The organism is Pseudomonas panipatensis (assembly GCF_900099785.1).
GTDB classification, from domain to species: domain Bacteria; phylum Pseudomonadota; class Gammaproteobacteria; order Pseudomonadales; family Pseudomonadaceae; genus Pseudomonas; species Pseudomonas panipatensis.
The window spans coordinates 81,266-105,372 of record NZ_FNDS01000002.1 but is presented as its reverse complement, the minus strand read 5'-3'; the positions used below and the strand labels follow the sequence as shown (position 1 = coordinate 105,372).

The following is a 24,107-nucleotide window of genomic DNA, read 5'->3' as shown; positions in this document are numbered from 1 at the left end:
TCATGGAAGCGCCAGCGGCCGTATCAGAACGGGTACGGCCGAGGCGCGTGTTGCAGGGTGATCCAGTGGTCGGTAGTGAACTCATCGATTGCCCAATCGCCGTTGAAACGACCGAGACCGGAGTTCTTCTCGCCACCGAACGGCGCGTTGGGCTCGTCGTTGACCGGGATGTCGTTGACGTGAGTCATGCCGGCATGGATGCGCTGGGCGAATTGCACGCCGCGCTCCAGGTTGGCGGTGAACACGGCGCTGGACAGGCCGTACTCGCTGCTGTTGGCCAGCGCCAGGGCATGCTCGGCATCGCGTGCGGACTGGATGCCGACCAGCGGGCCGAAGATTTCTTCGCGGGCGATTTCCATGTCCGCGGTGACGTCGCCGAACACATGCGGCGGCATGACGTTGCCCTGCGGCTCGGCGCCGACCAGCAGCGTGGCGCCCTCAGCCTTGGCCGTGGCGATCTTGTCGCGCAGGCCGGCCAGTTGCTTGGCATTGATCACCGGGCCGACCACGGTCTCCGCCTTGCTCGGGTCACCGTAAGGCAGCGCCTTGACGCGCTCGACGAAGCGCCGGGTGAATTCTTCCAGCACCGGCTGCTCGACGATGATGCGGTTGATGGCCATGCAGATTTGGCCCTGGTGGAGGAACTTGCCAACCACCGCGGCGCTGACCGCCTGCTCGAGATCGGCATCGGCGAGGACCACGAACGGGCTGTTGCCGCCCAGCTCCAGGGCGACGTGCTTGAGGTGCTTGCCGCCACTGGCGATACGTCCGATGTTGCGGCCAACCTCGGTCGACCCGGTAAAGGAGATGAAGGCCGGAACCGGGTGCTCGACGAAGGCGTCGCCGATCTCGCTACCGGAGCCGACCACCACGCTGAGCACGCCGGCAGGCAGGCCGGCTTCCTCGAAGATCCTCGCCAGCAGCAGACCACCGGTCACCGGGGTGTCGCTGGCCGGCTTGACCACCACGGCGTTGCCCAAGGCCAAGGCCGGCGCCAGCGAGCGCGCGGTCAGGTGCAGCGGGAAGTTCCACGGGCTGATCACGCCGATCACACCGAGCGGCGCGCGGTACACACGGCTTTCCTTGCCCGGAATGTTGGAGCCGAGGATGCGCCCGTGCACGCGGTTCGGCAGGCTCGCCGATTCCAGCGTGATGGCGCGCGCCGCGCCCCATTCCACCTGTGCCTTGATGCGGGTGCTGCCGGACTCGCGGATGAGCCAGTCGATGATCTCTTCGCGGCGCTCGTCAAAGATTTTCACCACATTGAGCATCACCTGGGCGCGTTCGGCCGGCGCTTTGGCGGCCCACTCGGCCTGGGTTTCGCGGGCCTTGCGGTAGGCCTCGTCGAGATCCTCCCGATTGGCCTGGCTGATGCTCAGCAGGCTCTTGTGCGTGAAGGGGTCGGTGACCTCCAACTGACGGCCGGCATTGCCGGCACGCCATTGGCCGGCGAGCGGCAGCAAGTGCAAATCCTGATAGGCAGGGCGGGTAATGTTCATCGTGCTTCTCTCTTATCGATGTTGTCTGACCACGGCAGGGCCGCAGGCCTTGGATTCCAGGTTCATGGCGATCGCGCAGCGTGTCGGCTCAGCACTGACGTGGCAGGCCTGGACCCGAAAGGGGGAGCGCTTTGATTAGCAGAAGAGTAGCCGCGATAGATAAATGCGGCGGATGTCAAGGGGTGAAGGAGTCATTGTCATATTGTGGTCACCTTCGAAATGAGCGGGTGACATGCACATAACAACAATCATGCCATTCTGTTTTTTTATGAAATTTCTTTTGGAAACAATGGCTTGAAAATGATTTAGGCGGCGACAAGGTGTCGCAGGTGATTCGCCTCGGATGGCGCTGCGGATTTTTGTGCAGAGAAATCCGCGCGACTGAAAAAAGCTCTCCGGCTGCCGGGAGCGAAAGTCTGTGCGGTTATCGGGCAGTCAATGGCGCAATGGGGATGAGTGGCGGGCTGTGTCGATTGACCCGCCAAAGGCTGTCCGCATACTGCAGGGCCATCCATGATTTCTTTCTGTTGCCATGACTCGTCAATCTCCGAGTAATACCGGCCAGCCTGCGAACAAGGATTTCATCAAACAGCTGCTGGGCCGGCAGATGCGCCTGATCGTCGACCGCTCCAGTGAGCTGGGTGCCGGTGGCATGCCGACCGCAGAGCAGTTGGCGGAAACCGTGGCGTTCACCCCGGATGCCGGCTCCATCTGGCTGTGCGGCCAGCGCATGATGCTGATGCAGGGAACGGCGTTCGGCGCCATTCGCCGTGAGCTGATCGACGCCCTGGGGCTGGACAAGGCGCGTGGCCTGCTGACCCGCATCGGCTGGCAGGCCGGCGCCCGCGACGCTGCCCAGGTCCGCGCGCAGTGGCCCGAGGGCGACCATGCCAGCCTCTACAGCGCCGGCCCGCGGATGCATATGCTCGAAGGCATGGTCAACGTGGAGGTGATCCAGATGGAGATCGACTCCAGCGTGGGGCACTTCTATTCCGAGTTCCTGTGGCACCACTCGCTGGAGGATGACGAGCACATCGCCGCCTATGGCCTGGGTAACGAACCGGCCTGCTGGATGGAAATCGGCTATGCCAGCGGATATGCCTCGTCGCTGCTCGGCCGCCTGGTGGTGTTTCGCGAGCTGGAATGCCGGGCTACCGGGCACCAGGCCTGCCGCATCATCGGCAAGCCCGCCGAGCAGTGGGATGACATCGACGTGGACTTGGCCTACCTGGATGCCGGCGAGTTTCTCGGGCGCAGCGTCTACGCCTCCACCTCGGCTGGCGAGACGGCGGTGGCCGAGCTGGCCGAGGTCGACGGTGACAATAGCGTGGTCGGGATCTCCGCCTCGTTCGTGGCCGCCACCCAGCGGCTGCAGCGCGTGGCGCCGACCCAGGCCACCGTGTTGCTCATGGGCGAGTCCGGCGTCGGCAAGGAGCTTTTTGCCCGCACCCTGCACCAGGCGAGCCTGCGGCATGGCAACCCACTGATTTCGCTGAACTGCGCTACCCTGCCGGAAAACCTGGTGGAGTCCGAGCTGTTCGGCGTCGAGCGCGGCGCCTTCACCGGCGCCGACCGTTCGCGCCCCGGGCGCTTCGAGCGCGCCAACGGCGGCACCCTGTTCCTCGATGAGATAGGCACGCTCAGCCTCAGCGCGCAAAGCAAGATACTGCGCGTGCTGCAGGAGGGGGAAATCGAGCGGGTCGGCGGCATCACGCCGATCAACGTGGACGTGCGGGTGATTGCCGCGACCAATGTCGATCTGCGCCGCGAAGTGGAGGCCGGGCGCTTCCGCGAAGACCTGTTCTACCGGCTGAATGTTTTCCCCATCAATCTGCCGCCGCTGCGCGAGCGCCGCGAAGACATTCCGCTGCTGATGAGCTACTTCCTGCGCAAGTTCAGCATCCGTCATGGCCGGCAGCTGGCCGGCTTCACTCCGCGCCTGCTCAATGCCCTGCTGACCTACCGCTTTCCCGGCAACATCCGCGAGCTGCAGAACCTGATCGAACGCGGGGTGATTGTCGCCGGCGATGGCGAGGCAATGGATGTCATCCATCTCGCCGAAGGCAATTCGTCGCTGTTCACTGCGCCGGTCGGCTTGACCGCCGAGGGGCGCCTGTCGCTGACCCATCCGCTCGGCGAGCGAGCCGACGCTTCGCCGTCGGTGCCTGAACTCTCGGCCAGCGCCTGGGGCGGCGGCGCCGGCGAGCGCGAGCTGGCCTGTCTGCAGGCCTTCATCGCCGGACAGGACCCGACGCTGGGCACTTCGCTGGAGGAGATCGAGCGGTTGTTGGTGCGCATGGCGCTGAAACGCTCCGGCGGCAACATCACGGCGGCAGCGCAGATGCTCGGCATGAGCCGGGCGCAAATCAGCTATCGGCTGAAGGGGCGCTGACGGCGTCGCTCTCCTGGTGAATGAAAACGCCCCGCGAGCCTCAGGCCGCGGGGCGTTTTCATTGATGCCGGGAGCGGCTCAAAGCGGCGTGGTGAACTTCAGCCAGACGGTCTGGCCTTCGGCGCGGTTGCGCACGCCGCTTTCCTGCTGCCACTTGGCGCTCAGGGACCAGCCGTCCTTGCTGCTGAACTGCACCGCCGGGCCGATGGAGAAGGAGCGGCCGCGGTAGCCGTTGGTTTCCTCGACCAGGGCGGCGGCGGCGCAATTGGAGGCGCTGCACTTGTCGTCGGTGACCTGCTGGTAGGCGTGCCCGCCGACACCGACCACCCAGCTGTTGCCGACACCCCAGCCGAGGGTGTAGTCGGCATGCAGCTCCTGGCCGGACTGATAGTGGGTGTCCTTGTTTTCAAAGTTGTAGTCGTACATCAGACGCACATCGGCGTTAAGGCCGTGGGGGTTCGCATAGGTCATGGCATACACCGCTTCCACGGTGTAGTAGTTGTTGCCCAGGTTGATGATGTCGTTCTTGTCGTAGGCGCCCGTGGGCAGGACGAAGTCGACGCCCGTGGCCATGTGCAGCTTGTCACTGAGGTGGAAGCCGACGACCGGGCCCAAATGCGCATCGCCGATGCCGCGCTTGCTGTCATGCGGACCGTTCTTGATGTTCAGGCGCATATCGTTGAGTGGCAGCAGGGCGTGAAAGCCGAGGTCGCCGCCAAGCACCTTCTGCTCGGTCACCCAGACGAAACGAGGCACGACGGTGGTGACGCGCAGGTCGATGTCGGCCGCTTTGTTCCCTGCGTTGTCACGCACGGATTTCGCTTCGTAGTTACCGGTGAAGATCTGCCCATAGGTCCCCGGCGGCGGCAGAATGCCCATGCCGTAGATTTCGATACCCATCGGCCAGGAGGACAGGCCGCCTTCGGTGGCAAGGGCCTGGGAGGCACTGCAGGCAAGCAGCAGACCGCTACCGAGGGCAAAGACGGAGGCGAGAAGAGGATTTTTATGCATAGAAGGCCAGCCTTGTTGTTATTGGATTTCCCGGCGGCAGAGCCGGGGGAGCCTGCAATTCAACTTGTGTGCCATCTTCTGCTTTCGATAAATTCCTTTTAAATCAGATAGTTACAAGTAAGTAAAAATCCGGCCTGGCGATTTTTAAGCGCCCGGACAAGGAAACTCTTAAGAAAATTCGCGACCTGAGCGGAGCGCGCCGCGTTCATGGCAAAGCATGCGGATGCCCATCGGTGCGCCGGAAGTCGTTGGGCGACAGGCCAGTCAAGCGGCGGAAGAACCTTGAGAAATACGCCGGATCATTGAAGCCCAGGTGCTCGGAAAGCTGGCTGATGCTCATGTTCGTATAGGTCAGGTTGCGTTTGGCTTCCAGCAGCAGGCGCTGGTGAATGATCTGCAGCGCCGTATGTCCGACGAACTGCCGGCAGAGCGCATTCAGGTGCACGCTCGAAATACCGACGCGATGGGCCAGGTCTTCGACGCTGGGGTGCTCGGTGTAGTGCTGCTCCACCAGGCGGATGTACTGGGCGAGGTATTGATTGTTGCGGTCGTCGCGGTTGTTCGGCTGCTGCGACTGCTGGTTGCGGCTGATCCATACCACCAGGACGTTGACCAGCGAGCGCAGCATCAGGTCCCGCGAGGGGGCGCTGCTTTCGTACTCGCGGTGCAGGGTGCTGAACAGGGTGTCGATGAAATCCCCTTCGGCGCCGACGGAATAGCTGCCGGCCGTGGCCAGAAGCGCCAGGGGCGAATCCAGTTGTGCCTCCATCTGCGCGACCAGCGGCGCAGCCAAGGTCAGCACGTAACCCTCGATGTTGGCGCCGAACTGGAAGCCATGCACGCACAGCGGCGGAGTGACCTGGATCGAGGGTTCGCGGATGTCGATGCGCTGTCCCTCGATCTCGACCACGGCTTCGCCTCGGCGCACATAGAGCAGTTGCAGCAGGTCCGCGTGCCGGTGCGGCTTGATTTCCCATTGGTACAGACTGCTGCGCTGGTGAATCGACTCACAGTGCATGAGGTCGGTACTGGGCCACGCCTGGTTTTCGCCATACAGCTTGAAAATAGGAATGCCGAGGGTCTGGGCTTTCATCGTATGGACACGGCCGGGCAGGTGGGTTAACGGGCTCTGTAGAGTGTTCGTTGATCGAACGGTGTTTCTAAAAGTACCAGTATCTATTGATTTATAACCTTCTTTTCCAATTTCTATAAGCAAAAATGCAGGAGCAAGTCGTATCCACAGATTCCAGCCCCGGCATCGGAAAGACTGGAATATTCATGCGAGATTAAAACAATGAAAACTCAGGTTGCCATCATCGGCGCCGGTCCTTCCGGCCTTCTCCTTGGTCAACTGCTGCACAAGGCAGGGATTGAAAACATCATCCTGGAGCGTCAGACCGGCGATTACGTGCTGGGTCGCATCCGTGCCGGCGTCCTTGAACAAGGGACTGTGGATATGCTCCGTGAGGCCGGTGTTTCGGCGCGCATGGACGCCGAAGGTCTGGTTCACGAAGGCGTCGAACTGGTCTTCGACGGCAAGCGTGTACCGGTGCACCTGAAGGAGCTGACCGGCGGCAAGACCGTGATGGTCTATGGCCAGACCGAAGTCACCCGTGACCTGATGGAGGCCCGCGCCGCGTCGGGCGCACCGATCATCTACTCCGCGGAGAACGTGCAGCTGCACGAACTCAAGGGCGAGAAGCCCTACGTCACCTATGAGAAAGATGGACAGACCCATCGCATCGACTGCGACTACATCGCCGGCTGCGACGGCTTCCATGGCGTATCGCGCAAGAGCATCCCGGCGGGCGTGCTGACCGAGTACGAGCGGGTCTACCCGTTCGGCTGGTTGGGCCTGCTGTCCGATACGCCGCCGGTCAACGAGGAGTTGATCTACGCCCAGCATGAGCGCGGCTTCGTCCTCTGCAGCCAGCGTTCGCTCACCCGCAGCCGCTACTACCTGCAGGTGCCGCTCACCGACAAGGTCGAGGAATGGTCCGACGAACGTTTCTGGAACGAACTCAAGGCCCGCCTGCCGCAGGAAGTCGCTGACAAGCTGCTCACCGGCCCCTCGCTGGAAAAGAGCATCGCCCCGCTGCGCAGCTTCGTGGTCGAGCCCATGCAGTACGGCCATCTGTTCCTGGTCGGCGATGCCGCCCATATCGTGCCGCCGACCGGCGCCAAGGGCTTGAACCTGGCCGCCTCCGATGTCTGCTACCTGTATCGCATTCTGCTCAAGGTCTTTAAGGAAGGCCGCACCGATCTCTTGGAGAAATACTCCGAGCTGGCCCTGCGCCGGGTCTGGAAAGGCGAGCGCTTCAGTTGGTTCATGACCAACCTGCTGCACGACTTCGACGGCCATAAGGACGCGTGGGACCGGAAGATGCAGGAAGCCGATCGCGAGTACTTCCTCAACTCCCATGCCGGCCTGGTCAACATCGCCGAGAACTACGTGGGCCTGCCCTACGAAGAGGTCCGCTGAGCGACCGTCCCAACGCCCGTGCAGCGCGCGGGCGTACTTGAAGTTCCGAGGAGGTCATCATGGGTCTGTTCGACTGGAAGCACTGGCTGGTCATCCTGCTCGTCGCGCTGGTGCTGTTCGGCAGCAAGCGCCTGAAGAGCCTGGGCGCCGATCTGGGCGAAGCCATCACCGGTTTTCGCCGTGCCGTGCGCAGTGAGGAGCAAGCCGCGCCGGCGGAGGCGTCGGCGCGCCTGGACAGTGCTGCCGAGGTCAGCGGCAAAGACACCGCCAAGCGTTGAGCGAATGACGCCCGGCCCGGCTCCCGCCGCCATCCCGCGACGAGGCGCCGAGGGCGTATGAATGGGAAGGCGTTATCCGCCGCCACGGCCGGCGGCGGCTAACGCCGGCCATGCGCCTCGCCAGCGCGCTCCCTGCCGCCGGCGATGCGTGATTTTCTGCGCGCCTGGCGCACCCACGGAGGCGCAACGTCGCCGAATGCGACGGCCTTCAAGTTCACGCAGCGAGCCCGTGAACCTCTTCCTGGCTCCCACAGTCTCATCGCCAGTTCGGAGCCTTCCTACCGAAAAATCGGCGTTGCGCTCCTCCGTCCGTCCCATTCAGAGCCGCTGCCGTTCATGCGCCGATCCGTCCGTTTTGCTCGCCTCCTCCCGCTTTGCCTGATTCCTCTGCAGCCCCTGCTTACCAGCCCCGCCCAGGCCAGCGGCGAACGGCAACTGGCGGCGGCGATCAACGATTACCGCGCCCACCCCGCGCGTTGCGAGGGGCGCCGGGCGCCGGTGCTGGCGCCGTTGCAGCTGAAGTCGAGCCTGGCCTTGCCGGTCGGCGAGGGCGGCGCCTTGCGCGAGGCGGTGAGGGACAACGGCTATCAGGCTGTGGCCGTGCGCAGCATTCGCCTGGCCGGGGCGGAGGATGCCGACGCGGCGTTCGACCTGCTGGAAGAGCGTTACTGCGGCGCCTTGCTCGATGCGCAGTACGCCGATATCGGCATCAGCCGCGCCGGGCGGGAGTGGCGCGTGGTGCTGGCGAAGCCGCTGCTGGATAGCCGTCTGAACGACTCGCGGGCGACGGACAAGACGCTGCTGGCGCAGGTCAACGCGGCGCGCGCCAGGCCGCGCCTGTGTGGCCGCCAGCGCTTCGGCGCGGCGCGACCGCTGACCTGGAACGCCGCGCTGGGCACGGCGGCGCAGCGGCATAGCCGGGACATGGCCGAGGAAAACTACTTCTCCCACCAGGACCCCGACGGGCGCATGCCCGACGACCGCGCGCGGGCCGCGGGTTTCCGTGGCCGCCAGGTTGGCGAGAACATCGCCGCCGGGCAGGGCTCGGCGGCCCAGGCGATGGCCGGCTGGCTGGCCAGTCCGGGGCACTGCGCGAACCTGATGAACCCGCTGTTCACCCAGGTCGGCGCCGGCTACGCGACGGATTCGCGCAGCGACCACGGGGTGTACTGGACGATGGATTTCGGCGGCCGTTGAACGCACGAGGGGCCGCGTCATGCCGGATGACGCGGCCCCTCGCGGAGACCGGGACGCGCCGTGCGCGTCGCGGTCGACGGGCGATCAGTGCGCCGGGCGGTTGCGGATGGTCTTGAGCAGGTCTTCCGGGGTGATCTGGCCGACCACCTGGGTCGCCGCGCTGCCCGGCTGCGGCAGGTCGAGGATGTGCCCCTTCATCTTGCCGATCACATGCATTTCGCATGGCTTGCAATCGAACTTCAGGGTCAGCACTTCGTCGCCGTGCACCAGTTGCATGGGCGCGACCTTGGTGCGCACGCCGGTGACGCCCTTGGCCTGTTTCGGGCACAGGTTGAAGGAGAAGCGCAGGCAGTGCTTGGTGATCATCACCGGCACTTCGCCGGCTTCCTCGTGGGCCTCGTAGGCGGCGTCGATCAACTGCACGCCGTAGCGGTGGTAGAAGTCGCGGGCCTTCTGGTTGTAGACGTTGTAGAGGAACGACAGGTGCGACTCCGGGTACACCGGCGGCGGCACGCTGACGGCCTTGCGCGCGCCACGCGGATGGGCGGCGACGCGCGCGGCGGTGAGCGCTTCGATGGCTTCGCGGCGCAGGGTCTTGAGCTGTGAATTGGGAATGAAGTAGGCCTGCGGCGCGTCCAGTTCGACGCTTTCCGCGTGGTACTGGGTGGTGCCCAGCTGGCCGAGCAGGTCGCGCAGTTGTTCCAGCGCCTGCTCCGGCTTGTTCGCCACGCCGAAGGGGCCGTCGAGGGCGACTTCCACGCGCACGCCTTCCTCGCTGGTGGCGGCCAGGCGCAGTTGCTGCTCGCCCAGGCTGGCCTGCCAGCGCAGGCCGACGCGGCGCTCGGCGGAGGTCTTCTGCAGGGCCTGCTGCCAGTTGTGGTCGAGGTTGCGGCTCAGCGGATGGTTCGGGCGCAGGCGGTACAGCCCCTCCGGCATCTCGTTCGGCTCGACGCGGTAGCGCCAGCGCGGCGCGCCGTCTTCCTCGAATTGCTCCAGCAGCTCGGCGATGTTGGCGCGGAAGCCGACCACCTCGCGCTTGACCAGCACGTTGAGGCCGTCGCCGTTGGACAGCGGCTCCTGGGTCACGGCGATCAGGTCGCGCTTGCCGACCTTGAGCACTTCGCCCACCGGCAGGCCGGTGAAGGTTGGCGAGTCGAAGGCGCCGATGTCGACCTTGCGCTCGTTGACGAAGTAGTCGGTGCTGCCACGGTGGAAGGTCTTGTCCGGGTCGGGCAGGAAGAAGTGCTCGGTGCGGCCGCTGGAGGCGCGGGCCAGCTCCGGGCGTCCTTCGAGGATGCCGTCGAGGCGCTGGCGGTAATAGGCGGTGATGTTCTTCACGTAGCCCATGTCCTTGTAACGCCCTTCGATCTTGAACGAGCGCACGCCGGCATCGACCAGGGCGCTCAGGTTGGCGCTCTGGTTGTTGTCCTTCATCGACAGCAGGTGCTTCTCGAAGGCCACCACGCGGCCCTGGTCGTCCTTCAGGGTGTAGGGCAGGCGGCAGGCCTGCGAGCAGTCGCCACGGTTGGCGCTGCGCCCGGTCTGCGCGTGGGAGATGTTGCACTGCCCGGAGAAGGCCACGCAGAGCGCGCCGTGGATGAAGAATTCGATGGCCGCGTCGGTTTCGTCGGCGATGGCGCGGATCTGTTGCAGGTTCAGCTCGCGGGCCAGCACCAGTTGCGAGAAGCCGGCCTTGTCGAGGAACTTGGCCCGCTCCAGGGTGCGGATGTCGGTCTGGGTGCTGGCGTGCAGCTCGATCGGCGGGATGTCCAGTTCGAGCACGCCCATGTCCTGCACGATCAGCGCGTCGACGCCGGCGTCGTAGAGCTGGTGGATCAGCGCGCGCGCCGGCTCCAGCTCGTCGTCGTGGAGGATGGTGTTGATGGTGACGAAGACCCGCGCATGGAAGCGGTGGGCGAATTCCACCAGCGCGGCGATGTCGGCCACCTCGTTGCAGGCGTTGTGCCGCGCGCCGAAGCTCGGGCCGCCGATGTACACGGCATCGGCCCCATGCAGGATGGCCTCGCGGGCGATGTGCACATCGCGGGCGGGGCTGAGGAGTTCCAGGTGGTGTTTGGGTAGGGACATGGCAATGGCATCCGGCACGCATGGGGCAGGGCGCGCATTGTAGCGGCCCGGCGCCGCGCCGGCATCCGTGGCGCGCCGGACGGCCCGCCGCGCTAGAACAGCGCGAGCTGGCGGTCGATCAGTCGCGCGAAGTCGTCGCCGACGAAGGGCAGGATGGCGTCGGCCACGGGCTGCAACTGGCGCGTCAGGTAATGCTCGTAGTCGATGGCCGAGTGGCGGGTTTCCAGGGGCTCGGGGCCGGCGACGGTGATCAGGTAGCTGATCCAGCCGCCGTGCTGGTACTGCCGGGGCCGGCCCAGGCGCGCGTTGTATTCGTCGGCGGCGCGGGCGGCGCGCACGTGCGGCGGGACGTTGCGCTGGTAGTCGGCGAGGCGCCGGCGCAGGCGCTTGCGGTAGATCAGCAGTTCGTCGAGTTCGCCGGCCAGGGTCTGGCGCACGTAGTCGCGCACATAGTCCTGGTAGGGCTGGCGCTTGAAGATGCGCTGGTAGAGCTCCTGCTGGAAGCGCTGGGCCAGCGGCGACCAGTCGGTGCGCACGGTTTCCAGGCCCTTGAAGACCATCTCCTCGCTGCCGTCGGCGCGCCGCACCAGGCCGGCGTAGCGCTTCTTGCTGCCTTCCTCGGCGCCGCGCACGGTGGGCATGAGGAAGCGCCGGTAATGGGTTTCGTATTGCAGTTCGAGGGCGCTTTCCAGGCCGTATTCCTCGCGCAGGTGCGCGCGCCACCAGGCATTGACCCGCTGCACCAGGGCGCGGCCGATGCGCTCGGCGGCCTCCTCGCTGTGCGCCTGGCCGAGCCAGACGAAGGTGGAGTCGGTGTCGCCGTAGATCACCTGCTGGCCCTCGGCCTCGATCAGCTCGCGGGTGCGGCGCATGATCTGCTGCCCGCGCAGGGTGATCGAGGATGCCAGGCGCGGGTCGAAGAAGCGGCAGCCGCTGGAACCGAGCACGCCGTAGAAGGCGTTCATGATGATCTTCAGCGCCTGCGACAGCGGTTGGTTGCCGTCGCGCTTGGCCGCCTCGCGGCCCTGCCAGACGCGCTCGACGATGGCCGGCAGGCAATGTTGGCTGCGCGAGAAGCGGGCGCCGCGGAAGCCTTCCACCGCGTGCGCGTCGTCGGCTTGGCGCAGGCCCTCGATCAGCCCCACCGGGTCGATCAGGAAGCTGCGGATGATCGACGGATACAGGCTCTTGTAGTCGAGCACCAGCACCGATTCGTAGAGGCCCGGACGCGAGTCCATGACGAAGCCGCCGGGGCTGGCTTCCGGCGCTTTCTCGCCGAGGTTGGGGGCGACGAAACCGAGGCGGTGCATCGGTGGCAGGTAGAGGTGGGTGAAGGCTGCCACCGAGCCGCCGCTGCGGTCGGCGGGCAGTCCGGTGACGCTGGCGCGTTCGAGCAGAAAGTGCAGCAGTTGGGTCTTCTCGAAGATCCGCGTGACCAGCTCGCAGTCCTTGAGGTTGTAGCGCGCCAGGGCCGGTTTGTCCTCGGCGAACAGGCGGTCGATCTCGGCCATGCGCTGGTACGGGTTGTCGATCGCCTTGCCTTCGCCGAGCAGGCTCTGGGCGACGTATTCCAGGCTGAACGAGGGGAAGCTCCAGGTCGCCGAGCGCAGCGCCTCGATGCCGTCGATGATCAGCCGCCCGGCGGCGTCGGCGAAGTAGTGCGCATTGCGGCTGGCGTGCTCGCGCCAGCCCATGGCGTCGCCGTCGCGGCCCAGGCGCAGCGGCACCTGGAGCCGCTCGGCGTGCTCGCGCAGCACGCGCAGGTCGAACTGCACCAGGTTCCAGCCGATGATGGCGTCCGGGTCGTGGCGGGCCAGCCACTGGTTGAGCCGTTCCAGCAGCTCGGCGCGGCTGGCGCAGTAGTCGAGGGCGAAGTCGATGCCGCTGGCGTCGCCGTTGGCCGGACCGAGCATGTACACCTGGCGCTGGCCGCAGCCCTCCAGGGCGATGGAGTAAAGCTCGCCGTGCAGGGTGGTTTCGATGTCCAGGGAGACCAGGCGCAGGCGCGGCCGATAGCTCGGCGCCGGCTTGAGCTGGGCGTCGTGCAGGATGCCGTCGGCTCCCGGCGTGCCGCTGAAACTCACCGGCGCGGTGATGAAACGCTCCATCAGGTAGCGTTCCGGCGGGCGGATGTCGGCCTCCAGCACGTCGAGACCGGCTTTGCGCAGGCGCTTGTCGATATCCAGCAAGTGGCGGTGCTGGCGGCAGTAAAGACCGAGCACCGGGCGCTGCTGGAAGTCGCGCAGGCCGAGTTCGCGCAGCTCCACGCCGCTGTCGCCGCGCAACTGCTGCTCGACGCGCGCGCGCTGTTCGGCGGGAACGAAGGCCACCGAGGTCTGCAACGGCAGGCGCAGGCGGCGCGGGCCGGCGTCGGTGGCCAGCCAGAAGTCCACCTCGGTGCCGGCGGGCGTGTCGCGCCAGTGCCGGGTGAGGACGAAGCCCTGCTGTGAATCCACCGCTCAACCCCTGGGAAATTTCGTTCGGCTGGCGATTCTACCGGGCGGCCGCCACACGCGCCCGGTCCGCCTCGCGCTTTTGCGACACGCGGGCTGGGATGAGCTCGGCGGATTCATTTTTCCGCCTTTCTCACCGAGAATGGCCGCCCTTTTCCTGTCCGGTCCCTGTCATGAATTCCGCAGCCCTCGGCATCCTGCAGCAGCATCTGCTTAACGCCCTGGCGAGTCCGCCCGCTGAAGTGCGCCGTCTGTTCCATGGCCGTGGCCGGCGCTGGCCGGGGCTGGAGCATGTGACGGTGGACTGGTTGCAGGGCGTGCTGCTGGTGTCGCTGTTCCGCGAACCGGCGGCGGACGAACTGGCTGCGCTCGACGCCATGCTGCGCGGCCTCGGCGCGACGCCCGAGTGGCGCGCCAGCGGCGCCGAGGCGCTGTTGCTGCAGCACCGCTATCTGCCGGACAGCGCCATGCAGGCGTTGCTCGGCGAGGTGCCGGAGGAGCGCGTGGTCAGCGAGAACGGCCTGCGCTATCTGCTCGACCTGGGGCGCAAGCAGAACAATGGGCTGTTCCTCGACATGCGCTATGGCCGCCAGTGGGTGCAGGCGCGGGCGGCGGGGCAGCGCGTGCTCAACCTGTTCGCCTACACCTGCGGCTTCTCGGTGGCGGCCATCGCCGGCGGCGCCGCGCGGGTGGTCAACCTGGACATGGCGCGCGCCGCGCTGAGCCGGGGGCGCGACAATCACCGGCTGAACGACCACGACCTGAGCCGCGTGGAGTTTCTCGGCCATGAACTGTTCAAGTCCTGGGGACGGGTGAAGAAGTCCGGCCCCTATGACCTGGTGATCATCGACCCACCGTCGTTCCAGAAGGGCAGCTTCGCCCTGGGCAAGGACTACCAGCGCATCCTGCGCCGCCTGCCGGAGTTGCTGGCGCCGGGCGGCTGCGTGCTGGCCTGCGTCAACGATCCGTCCATCGGCCCGGACTTTCTCATCCAGGGCATGGCCGCCGAGGCGCCGCGACTGACCTTCGTCGAGCGCCTGGAGAACCCGCCGGAGTTCGCCGACATCGACCCGGACGCGGCGCTCAAGGCCCTGGTGTTCCGCGACGGCGGCGCCTGAGCCGGGCTGGCACGCAATCTGCTCCTCAGCCTGCTCATGGCGGCGGACGACAGTTTTCCGCCGCCCGACGAACCGGCTGACGGAGCGATACCGCCATGCGTTTTTCCTGCAATGGTTGCGGCAAGTGCTGCCATGACCACCATGTGCCCCTGACCCTCGCCGAGGCCCGCGACTGGGCCAGTGACGGCGGCGCGCTGATCATCCTGCTGGAGGCGGTGCTCGCCGATGGCTCGGGCCTGCCGGCGGGCCAGCGCGAGCATGTGCTGCGGCGCTCCCTGGCGGTGCGCTGCGGACAGACCCGCGCGCACCTGGCCATCACCTTCGCCGCCTTCAACCAGGGCGCCTGTCGCCACCTGGGCAGCGACATGCGCTGCGCCATCTACCAACGCCGCCCGCTGGTGTGCCGCATCTATCCGATGGAGATCAACCCGCACATTCCGCTGCGCGCGGAGAACAAGGACTGTCCCGCGCAGGTCTGGGAGACAGGCCCGGAACTGATCGTCGGCGGCCAACTGGTGGATGCGCAACTGGCCGAACTGATCGAGCGTTCGCGCCAGGCCGATCGTGAAGAGATCGCCGCCAAAGCGGCCATCTGCCAGCGCCTGGGCATCAGCACCAGCGCGCTCAAGGGCGACGGCTTCACCTCCTACCTGCCGCAGCGCGAGGCCTTCCTCGACGCCTTGAACGAAGTCCAGGCGCAGAGCCCGGAACAGTCCGAGGCCGACTGGGCGCTGCATGTGTCCAACGCGGCCCTGGCCCGGCAGCTGGAAGAAACCGGGGCGATGATCGCCGCCATCCTCGCCGACAACTGCTCCTTCATCGCCCTGCGCGCCGACGCCGCCTGAGGCGCCTCCGGCCCGCCCCGGCAAGCGCGCGGCGGGCCATGTCGATCCAGGCCGGTGCTTCCCCGCGCCCCGGCGATTTTGCGCACTGCCTTGGAAAACGCCGAGATCGAACAGGAATAAAGCCTGCGTATCCCTGATGCTGCGGATAATATAGGCAGCCTTTTCTGCCGTAACCGTAGGCGGCCGGGCAGGGCCCGCGCGCGATCCGCCCTACGAAGGACTCAGAGCATTTCAGGGGAACACTGTGAAGAACTGGACTCTCCGCCAACGCATCCTTGCCAGTTTCGCGGTCGTCATCGCGATCATGCTGCTGATGGTGGTGTTTTCGTACGTCAGCCTGCTGGCGGTCGAGCGCGAAGCGCGCAAGGTCAGCACCGATGCCATGCCCGGCACCTATGCGCTGACCACCATTCGCACCACCTGGACCGACACCATGATGAAGGCCCAGGTGCAGGTCGGACTGAGCGACGGCAAGCCGCTGGACAGCGCCGGGCGCCAGAGTTTCCGGGCCCTTCACGACAGCCTGCTGGAGCGTATCGGTAGCTACGAAAGCACCGTGCAGGACCAGCACGACCGTGACGCGCTGTTGCGTTTCCGGCAGCAGGCCGATGCCTTCAACGGCCAGCTCGAACAACTGCTCGATCTTTATGGCAAGGACCGCGAGGCCGCGCGCCGGGTGTTGCTGGAAGAGCTCATTCCCGCCTGGGACAAGGGCCGGCAAACGCTCGGCGAGATGATCACCCTGAACAAGGCGATCGCCGACACGGCGGCCGCGGCCATCGTCCGCAAGGTCGAGATCGCCGAGATCACCATGATCGTGTCGCTGCTGCTGGCGCTGCTCATCGCCGGCGTCTGCGGCGTGCGCCTGATGCGCGCGATCACCAGCCCGGTGGGCAAGGTGGTGGACGTCTTCGGCACCCTCAGCGGCGGTGACCTGACCGCGCGCCTGAAGCTGGGCCGCGAGGACGAGTTCGGCGCCATCGAGAGCGGCTTCAACGGCATGGCCGAAGAACTCAAGGGCCTGGTCTCGCAGGCGCAGCGCTCGGCGATCCAGGTGACCACCTCGGTGACCGAGATCGCCGCCACTTCCAAGCAACAGCAGGCGACGGCCACCGAGACGGCGGCCACCACCACCGAAATCGGCGCCACCTCGCGGGAAATCGCCGCCACCTCGCGCGACCTGGTGCGGACCATGACCGAAGTGTCGGTCGCCGCCGAACAGACCTCCACCCTGGCCGGCTCCGGCCAACTGGGCCTGGCGCGCATGGAGGAAACCATGCACCAGGTGATGGGCGCCGCCGAGCTGGTCAACGCCAAGCTGGCGATCCTCAACGAGCGCGCCGGCAACATCAACCAGGTGGTGACCACCATCGTCAAGGTCGCCGACCAGACCAACCTGCTCTCGCTCAACGCCGCCATCGAAGCGGAGAAGGCCGGCGAATACGGCCGCGGCTTCGCCGTGGTGGCCACCGAGGTGCGCCGCCTGGCCGACCAGACCGCGGTGGCGACCTACGACATCGAACAGATGGTCCGCGAAATCCAGTCGGCGGTGTCCGCCGGGGTGATGGGCATGGACAAGTTCTCCGAAGAAGTGCGCCGTGGCATCGACGAAGTCGGCCAGGTCGGCGAGCAACTGTCGCAGATCATCCAGCAGGTCCAGGCCCTGGCGCCGCGCGTGCAGATGGTCAACGAGGGCATGCAGGCGCAGGCCACCGGCGCCGAGCAGATCAACCAGGCGCTGGTGCAGCTTGGCGAGGCCACCGGACAGACCGTGGAGTCGCTGCGCCAGGCCAGCTTCGCCATCGACGAACTCAACCTCGTGGCCAATGGACTGCGCAATGGTGTCTCCCGCTTCAAGGTCTGACGAGCGCGCCTCCGGTCGCCTGTACCTGCAGTTCCGCCTGGGGGCGGACCGCTACGCCCTGGACGTGCGCGAGATCGCCGAGGTGCTGCCGCTGGCGCGTTTCAAGCAGGTGCCGGAAGCGCCGGCCTGGGTCGCCGGGCTGTTCGTCCATCGCGGCGAGCTGTTGCCGGTGCTCGACCTCAGCCAGATCGCCTGCGGCCACCCGGCGCCGCGCCTGACCAGCACGCGCCTGGTGCTGGTCGACTACCGCACCGGCGGCGTCGGGGCGCCGCGCCGCCTGGGGCTGATCCTGGAACACGCCAGCCACACCCTGCGCCGCGACCCGGCGGCGTTCCGCGACTACGGCCTGGCGCGCGGCGAGGCCCGCTACCTCGGCCCGGTGCTGGAGGATGAGCAGGGCCTGCTGCAACGCGTGTGCATTGACGATCTGCTGCCCGAGTCGGTGCGCGCGCTGCTGTTGCAGGCCGCCGAGGAGCCGCCGCGATGATCGACGCGCGTTTCAGCCAACTGCTCAAGGAGCGCATCGGCCTGGATGCCGATTCGGTCGGCGCGGCGGTGGTCGCCCGCGCCGTGCGCCAATGCGCCAATCGCGTGGCGGCGGGCAATGTCGAGGCCTACTGGCAGCGCCTGCAGGACTCGGCCGAGGACGTGCAGGCGTTGATCGAGGCGGTGATCGTCCCGGAGACCTGGTTCTTCCGCTACCCGGAATCCTTCGCCGCCCTGGCCCGACTGGCCAGCCGTCGCCAGCGCGAGCTGGCCGGCGCGCGGCCGCTGCGCATACTCAGCCTGCCGTGCGCCAGCGGCGAGGAACCCTATTCCATCGCCATGACCCTGCTCGACGCCGGCCTGCCGGAGCAGAGCTTCCAGATCGACGCCCTGGATATCAGCCCGGCCATGCTCGAACGGGCGCAGCACGGCCAGTACGGGCGCAATTCCTTCCGCGGCAGCGAACTGGGCTTCCGCGAGCGCTATTTCGTCGCCCAGGAACACGGCTACCTACTGGACGAGCGGGTGCGCCGCCGCGTGCGCCTGCGCATTGGCAACCTGCTGGCGCCCGGCCTGCTCGCCGAGGAACCGGCCTACGATTACCTGTTCTGCCGCAACCTGCTGATCTATTTCGACCGCGCCACCCAGGAGCGCGCGGTGCAGGTGCTGCGGCGCCTGGTCCGCGACGATGGTGTGCTGTTCATTGGCCCGGCGGAAGCCAGCCTGCTGTCGCGCCAGGGCATGCGCCCGCTGGGCGTGGCGCAGTCGTTCGCTTTCTGCCTGGAGCACGAGCCGCCGGCGGCGCCGCTGGCCACGCCATTCAAGAGCCCGCGCGCGGTCGTCCGGCAAGCCCCCGTCCGGCCCCAGCCGCTGCGGTCGACGCCACGCCGCCCGGCGATCCCGGCCAAGGCGCCGGTGGCGGGCGAGGACAGCCTCGATGCCGGATTGGCGGAGGTCGCCCGGCTGGCCAATCAGGGCGACAGCGAACGGGCGCGGCAACGCTGCGAAAGCCTGCTGGTCAGCCACGGCCCCTCGGCGCCGGCCTATTACTGGCTGGGGCTGCTCAGCGATGCCGGCGGGCAGGCCGAGCAGGCCCTGGGGTTCTATCGCAAGGCGCTGTACCTGCAACCCGATCATCAGGAAAGCCTGCTGCACCTGGCCGCGCTGCTCGCCGCGCGCGGCGATGCCGAGGGCGCGCGGCGCTTGCAGGAGCGCGCCGCGCGAGGAGTGAAGCGCGATGTTTGAGCAGAATTACCGATTGCACCTGGATGCCGCCGCCGAGGTGCTCGACGACTGCTGGAACCGCATCGGCGTGCGTGGCGACAAGAGCTGCGCGCGCCTGGCCGAGCACGTCCGCTGCCTCAATTGCCCGGTGTTCGCCGCCGCCGCCACGCGCCTGCTGGACCGCTACGTGCTCGGCGACGAAGCCGCGGAGGCCACGAGCGTTGAGCCCGCCGAGGCGGTGGAGGCGCTCGGCGAGGCGCACCTGTTGTTCCGCCTCGGCGCAGAGTGGCTGGCCTTGCGCACCCTGGCGCTGGTCGAGGTGGCGCCGGCCTGCCCGGTGCATTCGCTACCGCATCCGCGCTCGCCGGCGCTGCTCGGTGTGGCCAATGTGCACGGCACCCTGGTGGCCTGCCTGTCCCTTGCCGAGCTGCTCGGCCTGGCGCCGGCCGCCGCGCCGGAGGAGGGCGGTCGGCGCGTGCCGCGCATGCTCATCCTGGCCGCCGCCGGAGGCCCGATCGTGGCGCCGGTGGACGAGGTGGATGGCATCCACCCGCTCAATCCGGCCCGTGAGCGCTCGCTCCAGGCCGGTTCCTCGCGCTTCACCCAGGACGTCTTGCTGTGGCGCTCGCGTAGCGTGAGCCTGCTCGATCACCAGGCGCTGCTAGCTGCCGCGACGCGGAGCCTGGCATGACTCCTGACCAAATGAAGGACGCCTCGCTGCTGGAACTGTTCCGCCTCGAGGCCGAGGCGCAGACCCAGGCGCTCGGCCAGGGCCTGCTGGCGCTGGAACGTGACCCGCGCCTGTCCCAGGAGCTGGAAGCCTGCATGCGCGCGGCGCATTCGCTGAAGGGCGCGGCGCGCATCGTCGGCCTGGACAGCGGCGTGCAGGTCGCCCATGTGATGGAGGAGTGCCTGGTCGCCGCCCAGGAAGGCCGCCTGCTGCTCAGCCCGGAGCATGTCGATGCGCTGCTGGCCGGCACCGATATCCTCCTGCATATCGCCGATGCCGACAGCGCCCGCGCCGAACAGGCGAGCCTGGCGGTCGCGGCGCTGGTGGAGCGCTTGCAGTCATTGCTCGGCGAGTCGCCGGCACCGGCCAGCGCCGCCGCCGTGCCGCTCACCGCGCCGCCGCCGCTGGTTGCGCCGATGGCAGCCGCCGACGAACCCCAGGGGCTCGCCGAGCCGGCGGACGCCGCTGAGCCAGCGGAGTCGAACGAGCCACGGCGCGCCGACGGCGGCGAGGCCAGCGAGCGGGTGCTGCGGGTGACCGCCGAGCGCCTCAACCAATTGCTCGACCTGTCCGGCAAGGCCCTGGTCGACTCCCAGCGCCTGCAGCCGCTGCAGGTGTCGCTGCAACGCTTGAAGCGCTTGCAGGCCGGCGCCAGCCGCTTGCTCGACAGCGCCCGGGACAGCGTCTGCCCCAGTCTCGATCCCCAGACCCAGGCCTTCCTCGCCGATGCCCGGCGCCTGCTGGGCGAGTGCCAGCAACTGCTCGGCGAACAGATGGTCGAGCTGGACGAATTCGCCTGGAATACCGGGCAACGCGCTCAGTCCCTCTATGACACCGCGCTGTCGTGCCGCATGCGGCCCTTCTCCGATGTGCTCGCGGGCCAGGCGCGGATGGTCCGCGACCTCGGTCGCGAACTGGGCAAGTCGGTGCGCCTGGAGGTCGACGGGGTCTCCACCCAGGTTGACCGCGAGGTGCTGGAGAAACTCGAAGCGCCGCTCACCCATCTGCTGCGCAATGCCGTCGACCATGGCATCGAAACGCCGGACCAGCGCCGCCGCGCCGGCAAGCCCGAGCAGGGCCTGATCCGTCTGCTGGCGCGGCACCACGCCGGCATGCTGGTGCTCGACCTGCGCGACGACGGCGCCGGCGTCGACCTCGAACGCTTGCGCGCCAGCGTGCTCCGCCGTGGCCTGGCCAGCGCCGAGACGGCGGCGCGCCTGAGCGAGGAGGAACTGCTGGCGTTCCTCTTCCTGCCCGGCTTCAGCCTGCGCGAGCAGGTCACCGAGGTGTCCGGTCGCGGCGTCGGCCTCGACGCCGTGCAGCACCTGGTGCGCCAGTTGCGCGGTGGCATCCGCATGGAACAGCTGGCGGGGCAGGGGACCTTCTTCCACATCGAGGTGCCGCTGACCCTATCGGTGGTGCGCAGCCTGGTGGTGGAAGTCGGCGGCGAAGCCTATGCCTTCCCGCTGGCGCATATCGAACGCATGCGTCGATTGGCGCCGGAAGACATCGTGCAGATCGACGGCCGCCAACAGTTCTGGCACGAGGACCGCCACGTCGGCCTGGTGGCCGCCAGCCAGTTGCTGCAAAGCCCCGAGGGCCGCGCCGTGGAAGGCGACATCCCGCTGGTGCTGCTGCGCGAGCGCGAGGCGGTGTACGGCGTCGCGGTGGAGCGCTTCATCGGCGAGCGCACCCTGGTGGTGATGCCGCTGGACCCGCGCCTGGGCAAGGTCCAGGACGTTTCCGCCGGCGCCCTGCTGGACGACGGCACGCCGGTGTTGATCCTCGACGTCGAGGACATGCTGGTATCCATCGGCAAGCTGCTCGCCAGCGGCCGTCTGGACCGCATCGACGGCGGGACGCGCCAGGGCGCCGCGCGGCGCAAGCGCGTGCTGGTGGTGGACGACTCGCTGACCGTGCGCGAACTGCAGCGCAAGTTGCTGCTCGGCCGCGGTTACCAGGCGGCGGTGGCGGTGGACGGCATGGATGGCTGGAACGCCCTGCGCGCCGAGCCGTTCGACCTGGTCATCACCGACATCGACATGCCGCGCATGGACGGCATCGAGCTGGTCGGGATGATTCGTCGCGACAGCCGTTTGCAGTCGCTGCCGGTGATGGTGGTGTCCTACAAGGATCGCGAAGAGGACCGCCGACGTGGTCTGGAAGCCGGCGCCGACTATTATCTGGCCAAAGCCAGTTTCCATGACGAGGCGCTGCTGGATGCGGTGTTCGACCTGATCGGGAGTGCCCAGGGATGAAGATAGGGATAGTCAACGACATGCCGTTGGCGGTGGAGGCCATGCGCCGCGCCTTGGCCTTCGAGCCGGCGCACCGTGTGCTCTGGGTCGCCGGCAACGGCGCCGAGGCGGTGCAGATGTGCGCCGCGCAGACCCCGGACGTGGTGTTGATGGATCTGCTGATGCCGGTGATGGATGGCGTCGAAGCGACCCGGCGGATCATGGCCGCCTCGCCCTGCGCGATCATCGTCGTCACCTCCGACCTGGAGCTGAACCTGGCGCGGGTCTTCGAGGCCATGGGCTGCGGCGCGGTGGATGCGGTGAACACTCCGCTGCTGGGCGTCGGCGATTCGCTGCAGGCGGCGCGGCCGTTGCTGCGCAAGTTGCAGAACCTGGCCTGGCTGTCGGCGCCGGGCAATAGCCGGCCGCGCCCGGAAGGCGTCACCCGCGATGCCTCGCTCAGCGCGCGGCGGCTGGTGGCGGTGGGTGCGTCGGCGGGTGGCCCGGCGGCCCTCGCCGAGTTGCTGAAACGCCTGCCGGCGAGCTTTTCCGCGGCCATGGTGGTGGTGCAGCACGTCGATGAGGTCTTCGCGGCCGGCATGGCCGACTGGCTGGCCAGCCAGGCCCCCTTCCCGGTGCGCCTGGCGCGTCAGGGCGAGGTGCCGCAGCCGGGCTGCGTGCTGCTGGCCGGCACCAACGATCACATCCGCCTGCAACGCAACGGCGAACTGGCCTACACGGCGGAGCCCAGCGGGCATATCTACCGGCCGTCGATCGACGTGTTCTTCGACAGCGTGGTGGAAAACTGGGTCGGCCAGGCGGTCGGCGTGCTGCTCACCGGCATGGGCCGCGACGGCGCCCAGGGGCTCAAACACATGCGCGAGCGGGGCTTCCTGACCCTCGCCCAGGACCAGGGAAGCAGTGCCGTCTACGGCATGCCCAAGGCCGCGGCAGCGATCGGCGCCGCGTCGGAAATCCGTTCGCTGGGCGAGATCGCCCGGCGTTTGGGCGAACTGTTCGGCTGATATCCGGAGGGAGCGCCAGCGGCGCCCGAAGCAACGATGAATCCATTCGAGAACCCCAATTCCCTGTTCCCCCCGGACGATACGGCGGTCATGGTCCTGCTGGTCGACGACCAGGCCATGATCGGCGAAGCGGTCCGCCGTGCCCTGGCGGAAGACATCGGCATCGATTTCCACTTCTGCTCCGACCCCAGCCAGGCCATCGAGGTGGCCCTGCAGATCCGCCCGACGGTGATCCTCCAGGACCTGGTGATGCCCGATACCGATGGCTTGGTGCTGGTCCGCGAATACCGTCGCAACCCGCTGACCCGCGACATTCCGATCATCGTCCTATCGACCAAGGAAGACCCGCTGGTGAAGAGCGCGGCCTTCGCCGCGGGCGCCAACGACTACCTGGTCAAGTTGCCGGACGCCATCGAACTGGTGGCGCGGGTGCGCTACCACTCGCGTTCCTACCTCGCCCTGCAGCAGCGCGACGAGGCCTACCGGGCGCTGCGCGAGAGCCAGCAGAAGCTGCTGGAAACCAACCTGGTGCTGCAGCGCCTGATGAACTCCGACGGCCTCACCGGGCTGTCCAACCGCCGGCACTTCGACGAGTACCTGGAAATGGAGTGGCGCCGCGCCCTGCGCGATCAGAGCCAACTGTCGCTGGTGCTGATCGACGTGGACTACTTCAAGGCCTTCAACGACACCTTCGGCCACCTGGCCGGCGACGAGGCGCTGCGCCGGGTCGCCGCGGCCATCCGCGAGAGCTGCGGGCGCTCTTCCGATCTGCCGGCGCGCTACGGCGGCGAAGAGTTCGCCATCATCCTCCCGGGCACCTCGCCGGGCGGCGCGCGCCTGCTGGGGGAGAAACTGCGGCTGACGATACAGGCCATGGCCATCCGCCACGAAACCCCGCAGCCGGGCTCGGTGCTGAGCGTCAGCGTCGGCGTCGCCACCCTGACCCCGCAGGCTGGCGAAGGCTGCCGGCGGCTGATCGAAATGGCCGATCGCGCGCTCTACAACGCCAAGCGCGGCGGGCGTAACCGCCTCGGCGTGGTCGAGGCGCCCGGCGTCTGACGACTGTCCCGCTCCGGCGCGCGCCGGGGCGCGGCGTGCGTCGGTCGCATCGATGCGTTCCGGCTGACGCATAGCCGCTCACGGGCGGCGATCTCGGGTATACTTCCGGGTTTTTCCAC

General features: G+C 67.5%; 18 protein-coding genes. 13 read left to right on the top strand and 5 right to left on the bottom strand.

Features of this window, described 5'->3' with window-relative positions; all coding sequences use genetic code 11:
• Positions 1 to 23: 23 nt before the first annotated feature.
• A complete protein-coding gene (gene pchA / locus BLQ74_RS04615) occupies positions 24 to 1,499 on the bottom strand; it encodes a 4-hydroxybenzaldehyde dehydrogenase (protein ID WP_090261370.1) in 1,476 nt (491 codons plus the stop codon).
• 532 nt (positions 1,500 to 2,031) lie between these two features.
• On the opposite strand from pchA, the gene BLQ74_RS04610 reads away from it, so the two are divergent.
• A complete protein-coding gene (locus BLQ74_RS04610) occupies positions 2,032 to 3,891 on the top strand; it encodes a sigma-54-dependent Fis family transcriptional regulator (protein ID WP_090261369.1) in 1,860 nt (619 codons plus the stop codon).
• Between the two features lie 78 nt (positions 3,892 to 3,969).
• On the opposite strand, the gene BLQ74_RS04605 is transcribed toward BLQ74_RS04610, so the two are convergent.
• A complete protein-coding gene (locus tag BLQ74_RS04605) occupies positions 3,970 to 4,902 on the bottom strand; it encodes a SphA family protein (protein ID WP_090261368.1) in 933 nt (310 codons plus the stop codon).
• Between the two features lie 205 nt (positions 4,903 to 5,107).
• A complete protein-coding gene (locus BLQ74_RS04600; RefSeq protein WP_090261367.1) occupies positions 5,108 to 5,995 on the bottom strand; it encodes a helix-turn-helix domain-containing protein in 888 nt (295 codons plus the stop codon).
• A 201-nt stretch (positions 5,996 to 6,196) separates the two neighbouring features.
• On the opposite strand from BLQ74_RS04600, the gene pobA reads away from it, so the two are divergent.
• The 3 genes from pobA to BLQ74_RS04585 all read left to right on the top strand — a co-directional run bounded on the left by pobA (position 6,197) and on the right by BLQ74_RS04585 (position 8,859).
• Entirely contained in the window at positions 6,197 to 7,384 is a 1,188-nt protein-coding gene (gene pobA, locus BLQ74_RS04595; protein WP_090261366.1) for a 4-hydroxybenzoate 3-monooxygenase, read from the top strand.
• Between the two features lie 59 nt (positions 7,385 to 7,443).
• Positions 7,444 to 7,662 (top strand): twin-arginine translocase TatA/TatE family subunit, encoded by a 219-nt coding sequence (gene tatA / locus BLQ74_RS04590; protein ID WP_090261365.1) that lies wholly within the window; start codon positions 7,444 to 7,446, stop codon positions 7,660 to 7,662.
• Between the two features lie 336 nt (positions 7,663 to 7,998).
• Positions 7,999 to 8,859: a CAP domain-containing protein gene (locus BLQ74_RS04585; protein WP_090261364.1), complete on the top strand. Its 861-nt coding sequence runs from the start codon at positions 7,999 to 8,001 to the stop codon at positions 8,857 to 8,859.
• Between the two features lie 84 nt (positions 8,860 to 8,943).
• Here the strand turns inward: BLQ74_RS04585 and BLQ74_RS04580 are convergent, their stop codons facing one another.
• Together BLQ74_RS04580 and BLQ74_RS04575 are read right to left on the bottom strand one after the other, a co-directional pair.
• A complete protein-coding gene (locus BLQ74_RS04580; protein ID WP_090261363.1) occupies positions 8,944 to 10,947 on the bottom strand; it encodes a peptidase U32 family protein in 2,004 nt (667 codons plus the stop codon).
• Between the two features lie 92 nt (positions 10,948 to 11,039).
• Positions 11,040 to 13,403: a DNA polymerase II gene (locus BLQ74_RS04575; RefSeq protein WP_090261362.1), complete on the bottom strand. Its 2,364-nt coding sequence runs from the start codon at positions 13,401 to 13,403 to the stop codon at positions 11,040 to 11,042.
• 170 nt (positions 13,404 to 13,573) lie between these two features.
• Here BLQ74_RS04575 and BLQ74_RS04570 point away from each other — a divergent pair, with 170 nt between their 5' ends.
• The 9 genes from BLQ74_RS04570 to BLQ74_RS04530 all read left to right on the top strand — a co-directional run bounded on the left by BLQ74_RS04570 (position 13,574) and on the right by BLQ74_RS04530 (position 23,988).
• Positions 13,574 to 14,518, top strand: coding sequence for a class I SAM-dependent methyltransferase (locus tag BLQ74_RS04570; protein WP_090261361.1), 945 nt, complete (start codon positions 13,574 to 13,576; stop codon positions 14,516 to 14,518).
• 95 nt (positions 14,519 to 14,613) lie between these two features.
• Positions 14,614 to 15,363, top strand: coding sequence for a YkgJ family cysteine cluster protein (locus tag BLQ74_RS04565; RefSeq protein ID WP_090261360.1), 750 nt, complete (start codon positions 14,614 to 14,616; stop codon positions 15,361 to 15,363).
• Between the two features lie 244 nt (positions 15,364 to 15,607).
• Positions 15,608 to 17,227 (top strand): methyl-accepting chemotaxis protein, encoded by a 1,620-nt coding sequence (locus BLQ74_RS04560; RefSeq protein ID WP_090261359.1) that lies wholly within the window; start codon positions 15,608 to 15,610, stop codon positions 17,225 to 17,227.
• Complete coding sequence (locus BLQ74_RS04555; protein ID WP_090261356.1) at positions 17,202 to 17,714, top strand: chemotaxis protein CheW; 513 nt, start codon at positions 17,202 to 17,204, stop codon at positions 17,712 to 17,714. The genes BLQ74_RS04560 and BLQ74_RS04555 overlap by 26 nt, the downstream gene beginning before the upstream one ends.
• On the top strand, positions 17,711 to 18,958 hold the full coding sequence (locus tag BLQ74_RS04550) for a CheR family methyltransferase (protein WP_090261355.1): 1,248 nt from the start codon (positions 17,711 to 17,713) through the stop codon (positions 18,956 to 18,958). The genes BLQ74_RS04555 and BLQ74_RS04550 overlap by 4 nt, the downstream gene beginning before the upstream one ends.
• Entirely contained in the window at positions 18,951 to 19,628 is a 678-nt protein-coding gene (locus BLQ74_RS04545; protein WP_090261353.1) for a chemotaxis protein CheW, read from the top strand. The genes BLQ74_RS04550 and BLQ74_RS04545 overlap by 8 nt, the downstream gene beginning before the upstream one ends.
• The gene (locus BLQ74_RS04540; RefSeq protein WP_090261352.1) at positions 19,625 to 21,925 is read left to right on the top strand and encodes a hybrid sensor histidine kinase/response regulator; all 2,301 of its coding nucleotides are present in this window, start codon (positions 19,625 to 19,627) and stop codon (positions 21,923 to 21,925) included. The genes BLQ74_RS04545 and BLQ74_RS04540 overlap by 4 nt, the downstream gene beginning before the upstream one ends.
• The gene (gene cheB, locus BLQ74_RS04535) at positions 21,922 to 22,929 is read left to right on the top strand and encodes a chemotaxis response regulator protein-glutamate methylesterase (protein WP_090261350.1); all 1,008 of its coding nucleotides are present in this window, start codon (positions 21,922 to 21,924) and stop codon (positions 22,927 to 22,929) included. Before BLQ74_RS04540 ends, cheB begins: the two co-directional genes overlap by 4 nt.
• Before the next feature lie 36 nt (positions 22,930 to 22,965).
• A complete protein-coding gene (locus tag BLQ74_RS04530; protein ID WP_090261348.1) occupies positions 22,966 to 23,988 on the top strand; it encodes a diguanylate cyclase in 1,023 nt (340 codons plus the stop codon).
• The last annotated feature ends 119 nt before the right edge of the window (positions 23,989 to 24,107 follow it).